Consider the following 14859-nt stretch of genomic DNA (forward strand, 5'->3'; position numbering starts at 1 on the left):
TAATTTTTAATAATAAAAATTTTTCTTCCTAAAATATAGGGAGAAAAATTTTTTTCTTATTTATTTCCAGAAAAACAGGAATAAAATAATATAACGAAGTTTTTTACTTCGTTTTTTCTTTCTTTTATTCCTAAGATTATAAAAAAACAGGTGATTTACTCACCTGTATATATGTGTTATTACATTACTGACTTAATTGCAGCTTTAATAATTCCTACTGATCTAGCAAATTTTTCTTTTTCTTTATCGTTTAATTTAATTTGCACAATTTGCTTAATTCCTTGACTTCCAACAACTGCTGGAACACCAATTACAACATCACTAGTTTCGTATTCTCCATTTAATAATACTCCTAGTGGTAATACAGCATTTGCATCTTCTTGGATGTATCTAAGAATTTGTGCTAAACAAGCACCTATTCCATAATAAGTTGCTCTTTTTCTTTCAATAATTTTATACGCTTTGGTATAAACAGGTTTTTCAAGTTCTTCGATGTAGTTTGAAGCATTAATTCCTGTTTTTGCTTCAAATTCTGAGAAAGGTAATCCGGCAATTTTAAATGTTGAGAAGTTTACAAGTGATGAATCCCCATGTTCTCCAAGCACAAATGCTTCAATATTGTTGGTTGAAACACCTGTTTTCTTTGAAAGTAATTGTTTCAGTCTTGAAGTATCAAGGATTGTTCCTGATCCAATAACTTTTTTAGGATCAAATCCTGTTTCTTTCATATATACATATGTCATTACATCAACTGGATTTGATGCAATAAGAGTAATTCCTTGGAATCCACTTTCCTTAATTTGTTTAGCGATATCTCTCATAATAAGAGCATTATCTTGAACCATTTGTAATCTAGTTTCACCTGGCACTTGTGGTCTTCCTGCTGTAATAACTACTACATCTGCATCTTTTGCATCAGTATAACTTGCTGCAAAAACTTCAAATTTACGAACTGATGGAACAATAACATCTTCTAAATCTAAAACATTTCCGTCTCTTGGTCCATCGAATTTGTCTATAATACCATATTTAGCAGCTAATCCTTGATTAATTGCTGAATATAAGAATGAAGCACCAACTGCTCCGGCACCAACTAAAATAACTTTTGTTGCTTTCATATAAAACTCCTTTAAAATGTATGCTATCCTATTATACTATTTTTATGGTATTAATAACTTATTTTTTTATTTTTATTTTGCTTTATTTTGTATGCAAGAGTTTGATAATAAAAAAACTAATACATTTAATGTATTAGTTTTATGTTATTATAATTCAACTACTTTTCCACCATTAGCTTTGACAGCTTCTTTTGCTGCTTGCGAAGCTTTATTAACAGTTACAGTTAAGTTTTTGCTTAATGTTCCTTTCGCTAAGAGTTTAATAGGTAGATTTCTTTTTACTAATCCTTTTTCAAATAATGATTCAATAGTAACTTCTGAGTTATTTTCATAATGTGTTTGCAGTTGATCAAGGTTAATGATTTGGTATTCAATATGGTTTACATTAGTAAATCCGCGTTTTCCTAAACGACGGAATCACGGAGTTTGTCCCCCTTCAAATCCTAATCTATGTCCTTTGCGCTTGTTTTGTCCTGATTGACCTTTACCAGCTTGTTTTCCTTTACCAGCAGCATGTCCACGACCTTTACGGTGCTTGCTTGGTCTTGAACCTTCTGTTGCTTTAAGAGTATGTAATTTAATTGACATTATCTTAAGTCCTTTACATCTTTATTTCTGATTTCAGCTATTTGTTCTGGTGTTCTAAGTTGTCTAAGTGCTTTAACGGTTGCTTTAACAGTGTTAGTCTTTGAACGAGAACCATATGTTTTAGTAACAATATCTGAATAACCTGCTAATTCTGCGACAGCACGCACTGTACCTGAAGCAATCAATCCTTTCCCTTTAGAGGCAGGTTTTAGCATAACCTTTGATGCTAAGAATTTAGCATAGACTTCATGTGGGATAGTAGGTGATTTTGAATCAAAAGGAACTGAAATAAGGTTGTTTTTCGCATCTTTAATTGCTTTTTTAATGGCATCTGGAACTTCATTAGCTTTTCCGTGTCCATAACCTACACTACCTTTTTTATTCCCTATTACCACAAAAGCAGAGAAACTAAATCTTCTTCCACCTTTAACAACTTTGGTAACACGAGCAATATCGATTACTTTTTCGCTGTATTCAGAAACTTCTTTATTGCGACGATTGTCACGGTTTGCTGGTTTTTTAAAACGGTTTTCTGTTTTTGACCCACGGTTTGGTCTGTCAGTTGCATTTGTATGAACTGGTTTTTGTTCTGATGAGTTTGATGGCTTGTGGTTAATATTTCTGCGAGGTCTAACTTCCTTAGTTCCGGTTGTTGGTCTGACAACCTTATAATCTTTTTTAGGTTCTTTATTTTCTTTTTGGTTTTCCATAACTAGAATTTAACTCCTTTTGCTCTAACTGCATCTGCAAATGCTTTGATTCTTCCGTGATATAAATATCCACCACGATCAAAAACAACTTCTGAAAGATTAAGTTTTAAGATTTTTTCTCCCATTAAATCACCTAATTTACTTGCAGCAGTAATATTTCCACCATATCCTGGTAAAGATAAAGTGGATGCTGATGCTAATGTAACTCTTTTTGAATCATCGATTAGTTGCGCATATAAGTTTTGGTGTGATTTAAAAACATTTAAACGTGGTTTGCTTGCACTACCAACAATGTAATGACGGGCACGATTATGCTTAAGTTTACGTGCTTGATTTCTTGATAATTTCGCCATATTTGCTGCTTACTATTTAGAAGCAGTTTTCCCTTCCTTACGTCTAATTTTTTCACCTTTATATGAAATCCCCTTACCTGAATATACACTTGGGGTTCTTACTGCACGAATTACTGATGCAAAATGCCCAACACTTTGCTTGTCAATACCTAAAACTGAAACTTCGGTTTGTTTAGGACTAACTACAACTTTAACATCTGCTGGAACTGTTAATGAAACAATATGACTGTATCCAGCTGATACATCTAGCTTATTTCCTGTTAAAACTGCTTTGTATCCAACACCCTTAATTTCAAGATCTTTTTGAAATCCTTTTGAAACTCCTAATAACATATTTGCAATATGTGCATTGGTGGTTCCGTGTAGTTGTTTAGTAATTTTTTCTTCGTTCGCACGAACGGTTGATACTTTATTCCCATCAACATGAATTGAAATAAGTGGACTGAATTTTCTTGATAAAGTTCCTAATGGACCACTGATAGTAACAACATCAGCATCCATTTTAAAGGTTACCCCTGCAGGAATAGTTAAAACACGATTTCCAACACGAGACATATCCTAAACCTTATCAAATGTAGGCAATAATTTCACCACCTACATTTTCCTTTCTTGCTTCTTTTCCAGTCATTAAACCTTTAGATGTAGAAATAATTACAGTACCATAACCTGAAATAATAGAAGGAATTTCATCTGATTTAACATACACACGTAAACCAGGTTTCGAAACCCTTTTAATCCCAACAATCGCTGATTGTCCTTTTTTATATTTTAATGTAACTACAATTTGCTTATCTATACCTTCACCTTCAACTGCATAAGAAGCAATGTATCCTTGTGATTCAAAAAGTTTTACAATTGCTTCTTTTTTCTTAGAAAAAGGAATTGAAACGGTTTTATGTCTACGCGCGTTGGCATTTTTAATACGAACCACTAAATCTGAAATAGGATCTGTTATAAACATAATTATCAACTCGCTTTCTTCATACCTGGAATTTTACCTTCATGTGCTAAGGTTCTAAAGCAGATACGACATACTTTATATTTTCTTAAAACCGCATGTGGACGTCCACATAATTCACAACGTGTATAAGCACGTGATGAGAATTTAGGATGACGTTTTGCTTTAACAATTAATGCTTTTCTCGCCATTATTTAGCTCCTTTTTTCTCGAATGGTACACCTAGTAATTCTAATAAACTACGTGCTTCTGCATCTGTGTTTGCTGTAGTTACGATTAGGACATCAAGTCCTTTAATGCGACGAATTTTATCAAATTCAATTTCTGGGAAAATAATTTCCTCTTTAATCCCTAAAGCAAAGTTTCCTCTTCCATCAAATGCTCTAGGATTTGCTCCACGGAAATCGCGAATCCGCGGCATCGCAACATGAATTAATTTTTCTAAAAAGTCTCACATACGACCTCTGCGTAAAGTAACTTTACCACCCATAGGCATCCCTTCACGAAGCTTTCATGAAGCATTTGACTTTTTAGCTTTGTTTTGGAATGGTTTTTGTCCTGAAATAATGGTTAATTCGTTTAAAACTTCTTCGATTGCTTTTGAGTTTGAAACCTCTTTACCTGCAGTCATATTCAATACGATTTTTTCTATTCTTGGAACTTGCATTATTGATGAGTATTGGTATTTTTCTTTTAAAGCAGGAACTGCTTTTTTAACATAAACATCTTTTAGCATAATTAATTAATATCCTTATTGGTTTTTTTAACAAATCTTACTTTTTTACCATCTTTATTAATTCTATATCCAAGTTTTGAAGCAATGTTTGGTTGTGATTTTGTGGCTTTTTTTGCTAAATAAGCAACATTTGATACATGAATTGGAGCAGCCATCTCTTTAATTGAACCGTCTTGATTTTTTTGGCTAGGTTTGTTGTGTTTAGTTACAATATTAACATCTTTGATGATAACACGGTTTTGTGAATGTAATACTTTTTCAATAGTTCCAGTTTTACCTTTTTCGCTTCCAGCAATAACTATAACTGGATCATTTCTTTTGAACTTAATTTTTGACATAAATCAACTCCTTATAAAACTTCCGGTGCTAATGAAACTATTTTTGGAAACTTGTCACGCAATTCACGAGCAACTGGTCCAAATACCCGTGTTCCTCTTGGTGTTAAATCTTCTTTTAAAAGTACTACAGCATTATCATCAAAACGAATATATGAACCATTATTACGGTGTATTCCGTATCTTGAACGAACTACAACCGCTTTCACAACTTGACCTTCCTTTACCATTCCAGTAGGAATAGCTTTTTTTACAGAACACACGATTATATCACCGATATTAGCAACTTTTTTCTTTGCCCCACCTAAAATACGAATTACACCGATTTCTTTTGCACCTGAGTTATCAGCAACATTTGCTTTTGATAATTCAATTAGCATTATTTATTTCCTTCTAAGGCTTTCTCTTTAATTGAAACCAATCTGAAGTGTTTAGTTTTAGAAAGCGGTCTAGTTTCCATAATAACTACCACATCATTTAATGCTGCTTGATGATTTTCATCATGTACTGCAAATCTTTTAGTAGATTTAAAACGTTTTGCATAAAGTGGGTGCTTTTTAAAAGTATCAACAGCAACAATAATGGTTTTAGCAGCTTTCCCCGCCGAAACAACTGTTCCTGTTAATGTTTTTCTAGTATTTCGTTCCATATTATTTTGTATCCTTTTTTTGGTTTAATGCTGTGAGTGCTTTTGCAATATCAGTTCTTAAAACTTTAATTTTGTGTGTTTCTTTCAAATCACCAGTAACATTACGGTATCTAAGAGTGAATAATTCTGCTTTTAATTTAAGCACTAATTCTTGTAATTCTTGCTTTGACTTCTTTTGTAAATCTTTAAAAAGCATTATTGTACTCCTTCTTTTTTAACAATTTTTCATTTAACTGGTAATTTATGTCCAGCTAAACGAAGGGCATCGCGAGCCACTTCTTCAGAAACTCCACTTACCTCAAACATCATTGTATTAATTTTAACTGCTGTATATCATAGTTCAGGAGCTCCTTTTCCTGAACCCATACGAACTCCAATTGGTTTAGAAGTTTTTGAAAAGTGAGGGAAAATACGAATAATAACTTGTCCTTCACGACCCATTCTACGAGTAGCAGCAATACGAGCTGACTCAATTTGACGTGCAGTTACTCATGCAGATGTAACTGCTTGTAAACCATATTCTCCAAAATTAACTGTGTTTCCTTTGGTTGCTTTACGTTTGTCATGTTGAACCACAAATGGTTTACGATATTTAGTTCTTTTTGGTTGAAGCATATTTATCATCTCCTTCCAAAATTTCACCAAGTGAAATTCAAACCTTAACCCCAATTGCTCCATAAGTAGTGCGAGCAGTTGCTGTTGCATAGTCAACATTTTGTCTTAAAGTATGAAGACGCATTTCTCCATCAGAATAACCTTCTGTACGAGCCATATCAACACCATTTAAACGTCCTGATACCATTGTCTTAACACCTTTGGCTCCAGATTTTAAAGCAGCACGCATTGCTATTTTTTGTGCTTGACGGAAACTGTCACGATTTTCAAGCTTAGTAGCAATCATTTCTGCTAATAATCTTGCATTTAAATCTGGTTTTTTAAGTTCAACAACTTGAATTCTAAGGTTCAAGTGTTTGTTTTTTACGAATTTTTGAACCTTTAATGTAAGTTCTTGGATGTTTTTACCTTCTTGACCTAAAACTGCTGCTGGTTTTGCAGTGTGCAAGAATACAGTAACTTTATTATCTTTATTTCTTTTAATTTGAACTCTACCAATTTGATATTGACGCACTAATTTATCGAAAAACTTATAGATTTTAGCATCCTCAACTAAATAATCACCATAATTTGCTTTTTCAGCAAATCATACTGTATTGTGTGCCTTAGTAATTCCATAACGGAACCCATTTGGATTAACTTTTTGTCCCATTAGTTTCTCTCCTCTAAAACAATTTTAAGGTTTGATGTGCGTTTAAAAATTGAATAAGCACGACCTTGGCTTCTTGGTTGAAATCTTTTAAGAGTTGGTCCTTCATTGACATAAACTTCTTTAACAAATAATTTCGATGCATTCATTCCGTGGTTGTTAGTTGCATTTGCAATTGCTGAGTTAAGTAGCTTCATAAAAATTGGTGCTGATTTTTTTGATGTGTTTCTTAAAAGCCCTAAAGCAATTGAAACATCTTTTCCTCTAAATAAATTAGCCACTAATTTTGCTTTTGAACTACTTACTCTTTGAAGTTTAACACTTGCTATAGCTTGTTGTGCCATTATTTCTTCTTACCTTTATCTGCGCCGTGACCTGAAAAAGTACGAGTTGGAGAGAATTCTCCAAGTTTGTGTCCTACCATATCATCGGTTACATATACTTCGATAAATGATTTTCCGTTATGAACTGCAAATGTTAATCCAACGAAACTAGGGAAAATTGTTGATCTTCTTGATCATGTCTTGATTGGTTTTTTAGGTGCTTTTCCTTCAACGATTGCATCAACTTTTTTAAGTAAGTGATCGTCTGCAAAAGGTCCTTTTTTCAAACTACGTGACATTATTTAGCATCCTTTCTTCTTCTTAAAATAAGTTTATTTGAAGATTTCTTTGTTTTTCTGGTTTTCACACCAAGTGCTTTTTTACCTCAAGGAGTAAGTGGAGCTTTACGACCAACTGGTTGTTTTCCTTCCCCTCCCCCATGTGGGTGGTCTACTGGGTTCATTACTGAACCACGTACGGTAGGTCTAATTCCTTTATGTCTATTGATTCCAGCTTTACCAACATTAACAAGTAAATGTTCTTCGTTACCTACTACACCAACTGTAGCACGACAACGAGCTAAAATACGACGTGTTTCACCTGATTTAAGTTTTAACACTACATATTTTCCATCATCATCCTTACCAAGAATTTGTGCAGAAGTACCTGCACTACGAGCAATAATACCTCCCCCTCCTGGTTGCATTTCAATGTTATGCACGAATGTACCCTCTGGGATAAATGCTAATGGTAGTGCATTCCCTACTACAATATCAACATTTTCTCCTGAGAGAACTTTTTGACCTAAAACAATCCCTTTAGGTGCTAAAATATATCTTTTTTCTCCGTCTGCATACGCTAACAAACAAATATTTGCCGATCTGTTTGGGTCGTATTCGATTGTTTTAACGATAGCAGGGATATCATCTTTGTTACGTTTAAAATCAATGATTCTGTAGAATCTTTTAACACGTCCTCCACGATGTCTAACAGTGATCTTTCCTTGATTGTTACGACCAGCATGGTTTTTTAAATTTACCAACAATGATTTTTCTGGTTCATGACCTGAAAGATTTGTTTTAAAATCTAATGAAGACATATTTCTACGACCATTGGTAGTTGGCTTATAATGTTTTAATGCCATTTATTTTGTCTCCTTGCTTAAAAATAGTTGCGGATCTTTCTTTTAAGCAGTAATTTCCGCTCTGTAAACTTAATAAATTAATGAATATCATTCCCATTCATTAATTATAAGAAGATTATTCACCACCGATTTTACGTTTTGTGGTAGTTTTCTTAGCAACTGAAGCAGTTTTAGTTGCTACTGTTTTTTTAGCAGCTAATTTTTGTGCTACTTTTGCTTCAACATCGGCTGATTTTTTAGCCTTTGCTGCTTTTTCTTCTACTTTTTGTTGTGAATTATCATCTGCTTTTAATTCACTTTCGTTAGGCAAGTAGTTCATGGTTTGTCCATCTTTTAAGGTAACCATTGCTTTCTTATAACGATTAGTGAAACCATGATAACGTCCTACATTCTTTGCTTTTTTATTAACTTTTATTGTATTTACACTTTCAACTTCTACTTGAAAAATTGTTTCAATTGCTTCTTTTATTTGGTATTTATTTGCAGCATAATCAACCTTAAAAACATATATATTGTTTTTTGTTCTTAAAATATCTGTTTTTTCTGAAAGAATAGGTGCTTTAATAACTTTAGTTAATTCCATTATTTAACTCTACTTTCTAGCAATTTAAGACTTTCATTTGAAACGATTAATACATCTGCTCCAATTAATTGTTCAACTGATAAAGAGTTTGCTTTTGATGTTGAAACATTTTGCAAGTTCGCAGCAGATTTATATACAATAGGACTTTCAGTAACGATTAATATACGTTTTAAGTGATCTACTTCTAATTCCTTTAATTTTGCAACTAATGCTTTAGTTTTGATTGCATCTAATGATAAATCGTTAATAATAACTGCTTTATCATTTGCTAATAAGGTTAGTGCAGAAACAAATGCTGCAAATTTAACTTTCTTATTAACTTTAAGTGAATAGTTTTTGTTTGCTTGTGGTCCAAATGCTCTACCACCACCTACTCAAATTGGTGATCTGGTTGAACTATGACGAGCTCTTCCTGTCCCTTTTTGTCTTCATGGTTTTTTACCACTTCCGCTTACTTGAGCACGGTTTTTAACTTGGTGTGTGCCCTGTCTTCTTGATGCTCTTTCAGATAAAATGGTATCAAAAACTGCTTGGGTGTAAATTTTTTCAGAACCAAAAAGTGATTTTGGTAATTGTGCATAAAAGTCTTTTTTAACAACAGTTTCTTTTACAACAGAAATCTTTGCTGACTTAGGAGCAGATTTGGAAGTTGTTTTTGTTTGCTTTGATGTTTCATTGGTAGATTTAACTTCTTTGTTTATATTTGTTTTTTTAGCATCTGAATTTGTTTTCTTTGAAGTTGATTTAGAAGCAGGCTTATTTGCTACTTTTTCAGCTGGAGTTTTTTTAGTTACAGGTTTTGTGTTTTCAGTTTTTTTGCTTTTAGTTTCAGCCATAACTATTTTTCTCCTTCCTTAGCCTCTGCTTCATCAATCAATGCCTTAAGTTGCACAGATGTCATACCCACAGAAACCTCAATATTATATTTTTTAGCATGTTCGATTAATTCATTCATTAATTGCACTTCTGCTACATTAACTAATTTAACTTCTTTATGATCTGGTAATCCTTTTACTGCTTTACGAATCATAACAAATGATTTTTTAGGGCCTGGAATTGAACCTTTTACTAATAAAATATTATTATCAGTATCAACTTTAATAACTTCTAAGTTTTGCACTGTTGTTTTTGCATGTCCTAAATGACCCGGCATTGTCATGCCTTTAAAAACTCTGTTACCTGAAATATCTCCAAGTGAACCTGTTTGTCTTACTGGTTGTGAACCACCACCACCACCGTGAGATTTAGGCCCAATAGCTTGGTTGTGACGTTTAATAGTTCCTGCAAAACCTTTACCTTTTGAGATACCGGTTACATCTACTAATTCACCTGATTTAAAAATGTCAACTGTGATTGTTTGTCCAAGTTCATAACCTGACATATTACGAACTTCTTTTACGAAGCGCTTAGGTGTTGTGTTTGCATTTTTAAAGTGTCCTGTAAGTGGTTTGTTGCTACGACTTGACTTTTTATCAAAAACTGCTAATTGAGTCGCTACATAACCGTCTTTTTCTACAGTAAGCACCTTAGACACAACATTTGGTTGAACTTCCACTACTGTAACTGGTACACTAGCACCTGTTTCAGTAAAGATTTGAGTCATACCAACTTTACGTCCTAAGATTCCTTTCATTCGATCTCCTTAATTAAATTATTTTTGAACTTTTACTTGTAAAAGCACACCAGCAGGTAAATCTAAACGATTAATTTTATCGGTTAGTTGTGCTGAAGGGTTCTTGATTACAACTAATCTTTGGTGTGTTCTACTTTCAAATTGTTCACGACTAGTTTTGTTGATGTGAACAGATCTTAAAATAGTAACTTCATCTCTTTTAGTTGGAAGCGGAATTGGACCACTAACATCAGCTTTTTCTTCTTTAGCTAACAAAAATAATTTCTTTGCTGCTAAATCAACTAATGCATGGTCAAACCCTTTAACTTTGATGTTTAATTTACTCATTAAATGTTGTCTCCTTGTTCGATTTTTGAACATAACTCCCTATAAAAACCTCAACCGTCCTCAACAACAATGACGATTAAGCAACCTTATAGATCAATGTTATAGTTACTTTTCAATTATAAAGCAAAAATAAAAATACAGAAATCAAAAATCCTGTATTTTTTCTAACAACGGATGTTGGTGTATCAACTATGAAATTCTGTTTTCTATTCACTCTGAAAGCACTTCTTCTGGAACATATTCAAATGCTTTTTCAACTATTTCAGTACCGTTTAATAAAATCATTGTAGGAACCTTTAGCACTTTTCATTCTGTATCTGGGTTTCTAAATAATTTTGCTTCTTCAGCATCCACATGAATGAATTGTACCTTAGTTTTTTCATATTTTTTTGCGATGCGATCCAAGGTAGGTTTCATCATTTTACAGTCTCCACATCAACCTGTTGTGAAAATCAAGAATGTTAAATCATCTTTTTGCTTGCTTTCAATAAGTTTTTTAGCATCATCTCATAATAATTTGTCAAACATAATAACTCCTTTAATTAAAATCTAATTTATCTAGTTCATCTAAGAAATCTTCATTTTGTTGTTGTTGAATTATTGAAGTTTCAACAGCATTTTTAAGCAGTTGATTCACTATTTGCTCATCAACTCTTGATAGTATACTCTTTTCTAGTAATTTAAAAGATGTTTTTTTGTAATCTATATCATAAAATTTTGCTGCTTTAAATAAAAAATCAAGATATTTTTCAAAATGAGTAGTTGATAAATAAAAACTTTTATGCGAATTTATAAATTTCTTATATTGCTGAATATTTCACTTATTTTTCTTGATAATTAACTTGATATCAAGGATATATAAACACAAAAAAACGACTATACCTATTAATAATAAAATTACTAATAAACTTGATAATGTAGGTAAATAAAACAAATTAATAAGTGTATCAAAAACAACCCCAACATTATTATAAATTGAAATATCCTCAATAGTTACTTTTTGTTTCGATGTCATAAATTTTGCATATCAACCGTTTTTAAAAATATGTGCAGGAAGCTTTGTGTTAAATTCTACATCATGATTGTATATATAATGCAGGATTAAATGAGTTAAGATAACAAAAAACAAAAAGAGAAATAGTAAAATTTTCAACATTCAATTTTTAAATGCAACAAAATCTATTTTATTCACACGAGATGTTCAACTGATAGCTTTCTTTTTAGTAAATAAAGTAAAAATTCATACTAATATCGCTAAAAATCCAAACAATAATGCAAAAAAGATGCTATTTCCAAATAAAAGCCCATATGTATATAAATATGTTCATTGCAGTCAATTAGGTAAAATTTTTGATACATATAAAGCACAAAAAAGCAGACTTATAAGGTAAAAACTCAAAATTAAAATTAACTTTCAAATTTTGAGTTTTTTTTCTAAAGTAATATGGTTGCTAGGTAAAAATTCAATGAATTTTAAACCTAGCGAATTAAATAATTTACTTTTTTTCATATTATATAGTTGTTAGTGAAAAAGCGATCATTGGATCTTTATCGGTTATTTTAAAGATTCTTTTTCTTACTGTTTTTCTGACTTTTTCATTGAATTCACGCATTGTAGTAAAAGTTTTGGTATTAATAATTTCAATAATTGTATCTTTAATCAAATCATTTATTCTTGGTTGCTCTTGCACATCGATAACACCTACATAATTGATATGTAATTGTCCAATAATTTTCTTGGTTTTTGCTGAATAAAGCGAATTAATAATAATTACACCTTCGCGACCTAAAACTTCACGTTCTGCTAAAACTTCTGATGAAATATCCCCGACACCAAAACCATCTATAATGGTATCTCCAACATCTTTAATTTTACCATTATGTGAAATTAATTTTCCATATGCAAAATGTGCAACTTTTCCGTTTAATAAAACAATCGGATTAACTTCTTTTGCTAAATTTTTATCTTCTTTTATGTATGTAACTAAATCTACTAAATAACGATACAACCCTTGAGCAGGTAGTAAAACAGTGGGTTTAAGATTCTTAACCAAATTAAATACATCTTCTTTACTCGGACGACAATAAAAATATTCTTTTTCAGAAATATCAACTAAATTTGATGTCCTTTTTGCAATTTCATCTAATGTTACAGCTGCAAGCGATTCAAGACCGTTAACTGGAGGAGCAATCATAATTACACTATCATTTGAATCTATTTTTAAATATACATCTTCGTTATTAAGAATTCTTATAAAACGGGTATATAAACGTTCAATAGCACCAGTTACAAGCACAACAGCATTTGGATGCTTACTAATTTGTTTGTAATCAATTATTTCGGGGAACTTAAAATCTGGACTTATTTTTGCTTGAATTTGCTTCATTAAAAATAACAAATCTGCGTATGCTTTTCCATAAGGTATTACTGGACGATTATATTTATTAGCAAGTTCTATAATCTGCTGCATCGATACCATATCTTCACTATAACCACCTACTATTATTTTAGTATTTGGTTTTGCAAATCTAAATGTTTTTTCTACACTATCAGGTAGATATAATTTTTCAATTGCTCTACCACCACCCTTATCTTTACCTGCATCAGTAACCAATGCATTAATTTTACGTTTATTAAAAAGTTTTGGTAAATGTAAAAATCAAGTTCTACCAAAAATTCCTAAATCACCTTCAATATAATTAAACATAAACACATAATCACCATTTGGTGTAATAAAATCAAAACCTAAGTTACCTGGAGCGCTTCCTGGTAGTCCGATAGGTTGCACAAGTATGTTTCCAATTTTCTTACGGTCTGATAGAGCAATTAATTTATACGAATCATTTTTAATATTGTATTTATTAAGGCGTTCTTGGATGATTTGTTTATTTATAAAAGATGTATAAATTTTTAATCCTGGTATTTTCATTAAAAGTCACGGAAGTGCAGAAAAACTTTCATTACGAATATCTGTAATAAAAATACCTTGAATTTTTTTGCGATGTTTTTCTAAAAAAGTAAAATCAGGAATTAGTGTATCAACACCATTATTAGAGTTAATTGGTATTTTTACACCTGCATTTACAACATATAAATCATCGTTGTAGTCTAAAACATAACAATTTTTACCATTTTCATCTTGCCCACCTAAAGCAAAAATATTTACTTTTTCCATTTGTCTCCTATGCTTATTCAATATAAATTCTTAATTTTAAAATAGTATATCTATTATAACAAAACAAAGTTAATTTTTATTTTTTTAATGATATTATAATAAAAAAGGCATAACTTATTATGCCAATCTTATTTAGTATTTTTCAATAAATCAATAAAACTTTTATGTTCTAATGAAGCACCACCAACTAAAAATCCATTGATATCAGGTTGTTTAGATAATTCTGCTATATTACTTGGTGTAACACTTCCACCATATTGCACTACCACATCTTTTGATGTGATTTCGTGGATATATTTACAAATATCTTGTGCTATTTCAGGTGTTGCAACCTTTCCGGTACCGATAGCTCAAATTGGTTCATATGCGATAACTACTTTTTTCAAATCTAAATCTTTTAAAGAAACTTCAAGTTGCTTTTTAATAACTTCTTTGGTTTGTCCTGCCTGATATTGCTCAAATGTTTCACCAACACATATAATTGGTTTTAAATGGTATGAAATAACTTGTTTTGCTTTTACATTTACTAACTCGTCTGTTTCAAAATGATATTTACGTCTTTCTGAATGTCCTAAAATAACATACGATACATCTAAATCGATAAGCATACTCGCAGATGTATCACCTGTATAAGCACCTGATTCATATGGTGAACAATCCTGTGCTGCTAAGCGAAATTTTTCAACTGTATTAACAACAAATGAACATAAATTAGCAGCAGGTACAGCGATACCAAATTCAATGTTTTTTGGTAATAATTCATTGTTAGAAAAATATCAATCACCAAATTTCTCAAAAAATTCCTTGGATTCTGAATAAGTTTTATTCATTTTTCAATTACCAATAATAAGTTTTTTCTTCATTTAACTCCTTTAAAGTATTTTACAGTATTTTTAAATTATTTTTATAAATAAGTTTATTTTATGTTCTGTTCTAGTTCATTAATGTATTTTAATTATAAA

General features: G+C 31.5%; 24 protein-coding genes and 1 pseudogene. All 25 read right to left on the reverse strand.

Annotated elements, in window-relative coordinates; genetic code table 4:
- Positions 1-179: 179 nt before the first annotated feature.
- Complete coding sequence (locus ACXYRO_RS03110; RefSeq protein WP_458597232.1) at positions 180-1118, reverse strand: L-lactate dehydrogenase; 939 nt, start codon at positions 1116-1118, stop codon at positions 180-182.
- A 147-nt stretch (positions 1119-1265) separates the two neighbouring features.
- Positions 1266-1706 carry a 50S ribosomal protein L15 gene (gene rplO / locus ACXYRO_RS03115; RefSeq protein ID WP_458607691.1) on the reverse strand — a complete coding sequence of 147 codons (441 nt, stop codon included), beginning with the start codon at positions 1704-1706 and terminating at the stop codon, positions 1266-1268.
- Positions 1706-2416, reverse strand: coding sequence for a 30S ribosomal protein S5 (rpsE, locus tag ACXYRO_RS03120; RefSeq protein WP_458597230.1), 711 nt, complete (start codon positions 2414-2416; stop codon positions 1706-1708). The genes rplO and rpsE overlap by 1 nt, the downstream gene beginning before the upstream one ends.
- Positions 2417-2418: 2 nt before the next feature.
- Positions 2419-2769: a 50S ribosomal protein L18 gene (gene rplR / locus ACXYRO_RS03125; RefSeq protein WP_458614289.1), complete on the reverse strand. Its 351-nt coding sequence runs from the start codon at positions 2767-2769 to the stop codon at positions 2419-2421.
- Positions 2770-2781: 12 nt separating this feature from the next.
- Entirely contained in the window at positions 2782-3324 is a 543-nt protein-coding gene (gene rplF / locus ACXYRO_RS03130) for a 50S ribosomal protein L6 (RefSeq protein ID WP_435130157.1), read from the reverse strand.
- 10 nt (positions 3325-3334) lie between these two features.
- Positions 3335-3730: a 30S ribosomal protein S8 gene (gene rpsH / locus ACXYRO_RS03135; protein ID WP_435130154.1), complete on the reverse strand. Its 396-nt coding sequence runs from the start codon at positions 3728-3730 to the stop codon at positions 3335-3337.
- Positions 3731-3732: 2 nt separating this feature from the next.
- Positions 3733-3918, reverse strand: coding sequence for a type Z 30S ribosomal protein S14 (locus ACXYRO_RS03140; protein WP_435130152.1), 186 nt, complete (start codon positions 3916-3918; stop codon positions 3733-3735).
- A complete protein-coding gene (rplE, locus tag ACXYRO_RS03145; protein WP_458614290.1) occupies positions 3918-4463 on the reverse strand; it encodes a 50S ribosomal protein L5 in 546 nt (181 codons plus the stop codon). Before rplE ends, ACXYRO_RS03140 begins: the two co-directional genes overlap by 1 nt.
- Positions 4464-4465: 2 nt before the next feature.
- Positions 4466-4801 carry a 50S ribosomal protein L24 gene (gene rplX / locus ACXYRO_RS03150; protein ID WP_435130147.1) on the reverse strand — a complete coding sequence of 112 codons (336 nt, stop codon included), beginning with the start codon at positions 4799-4801 and terminating at the stop codon, positions 4466-4468.
- 11 nt (positions 4802-4812) lie between these two features.
- Positions 4813-5178: a 50S ribosomal protein L14 gene (rplN, locus tag ACXYRO_RS03155; RefSeq protein ID WP_435130145.1), complete on the reverse strand. Its 366-nt coding sequence runs from the start codon at positions 5176-5178 to the stop codon at positions 4813-4815.
- Positions 5178-5447 (reverse strand): 30S ribosomal protein S17, encoded by a 270-nt coding sequence (gene rpsQ, locus ACXYRO_RS03160; RefSeq protein ID WP_435130142.1) that lies wholly within the window; start codon positions 5445-5447, stop codon positions 5178-5180. Before rpsQ ends, rplN begins: the two co-directional genes overlap by 1 nt.
- Position 5448: 1 nt before the next feature.
- A complete protein-coding gene (gene rpmC / locus ACXYRO_RS03165; protein WP_458597227.1) occupies positions 5449-5643 on the reverse strand; it encodes a 50S ribosomal protein L29 in 195 nt (64 codons plus the stop codon).
- The gene (gene rplP / locus ACXYRO_RS03170) at positions 5643-6062 is read right to left on the reverse strand and encodes a 50S ribosomal protein L16 (protein WP_435130137.1); all 420 of its coding nucleotides are present in this window, start codon (positions 6060-6062) and stop codon (positions 5643-5645) included. The genes rpmC and rplP overlap by 1 nt, the downstream gene beginning before the upstream one ends.
- On the reverse strand, positions 6040-6714 hold the full coding sequence (gene rpsC, locus ACXYRO_RS03175; RefSeq protein WP_458597226.1) for a 30S ribosomal protein S3: 675 nt from the start codon (positions 6712-6714) through the stop codon (positions 6040-6042). Before rpsC ends, rplP begins: the two co-directional genes overlap by 23 nt.
- Positions 6714-7055: a 50S ribosomal protein L22 gene (gene rplV, locus ACXYRO_RS03180; protein WP_458597225.1), complete on the reverse strand. Its 342-nt coding sequence runs from the start codon at positions 7053-7055 to the stop codon at positions 6714-6716. Before rplV ends, rpsC begins: the two co-directional genes overlap by 1 nt.
- On the reverse strand, positions 7055-7333 hold the full coding sequence (gene rpsS, locus ACXYRO_RS03185) for a 30S ribosomal protein S19 (RefSeq protein WP_435130128.1): 279 nt from the start codon (positions 7331-7333) through the stop codon (positions 7055-7057). Before rpsS ends, rplV begins: the two co-directional genes overlap by 1 nt.
- Positions 7333-8178, reverse strand: a complete 846-nt coding sequence (gene rplB / locus ACXYRO_RS03190) for a 50S ribosomal protein L2 (RefSeq protein ID WP_458597224.1) — start codon at positions 8176-8178, stop codon at positions 7333-7335. The genes rpsS and rplB overlap by 1 nt, the downstream gene beginning before the upstream one ends.
- 115 nt (positions 8179-8293) lie before the next feature.
- On the reverse strand, positions 8294-8761 hold the full coding sequence (gene rplW, locus ACXYRO_RS03195) for a 50S ribosomal protein L23 (RefSeq protein WP_435130122.1): 468 nt from the start codon (positions 8759-8761) through the stop codon (positions 8294-8296).
- Positions 8761-9597 (reverse strand): 50S ribosomal protein L4, encoded by an 837-nt coding sequence (gene rplD, locus ACXYRO_RS03200; RefSeq protein WP_458597223.1) that lies wholly within the window; start codon positions 9595-9597, stop codon positions 8761-8763. Before rplD ends, rplW begins: the two co-directional genes overlap by 1 nt.
- Positions 9598-9734: 137 nt before the next feature.
- Positions 9735-10394, reverse strand: a pseudogene (rplC, locus tag ACXYRO_RS03205) (50S ribosomal protein L3); the annotation flags it as partial.
- An 18-nt stretch (positions 10395-10412) separates the two neighbouring features.
- A complete protein-coding gene (rpsJ, locus tag ACXYRO_RS03210) occupies positions 10413-10721 on the reverse strand; it encodes a 30S ribosomal protein S10 (protein ID WP_458614291.1) in 309 nt (102 codons plus the stop codon).
- A 189-nt stretch (positions 10722-10910) separates the two neighbouring features.
- Positions 10911-11249, reverse strand: coding sequence for a thioredoxin family protein (locus tag ACXYRO_RS03215; RefSeq protein ID WP_435130113.1), 339 nt, complete (start codon positions 11247-11249; stop codon positions 10911-10913).
- Between the two features lie 10 nt (positions 11250-11259).
- A complete protein-coding gene (locus tag ACXYRO_RS03220; protein WP_458597221.1) occupies positions 11260-12231 on the reverse strand; it encodes a hypothetical protein in 972 nt (323 codons plus the stop codon).
- Between the two features lies 1 nt (position 12232).
- Positions 12233-13897: a ribonuclease J gene (locus tag ACXYRO_RS03225; RefSeq protein ID WP_458607681.1), complete on the reverse strand. Its 1665-nt coding sequence runs from the start codon at positions 13895-13897 to the stop codon at positions 12233-12235.
- Positions 13898-14025: 128 nt separating this feature from the next.
- Positions 14026-14760, reverse strand: coding sequence for a triose-phosphate isomerase (gene tpiA / locus ACXYRO_RS03230; RefSeq protein ID WP_458614292.1), 735 nt, complete (start codon positions 14758-14760; stop codon positions 14026-14028).
- Positions 14761-14859 lie beyond the last annotated feature (99 nt).

This window comes from Mycoplasma sp. 4013, assembly GCF_054353875.1.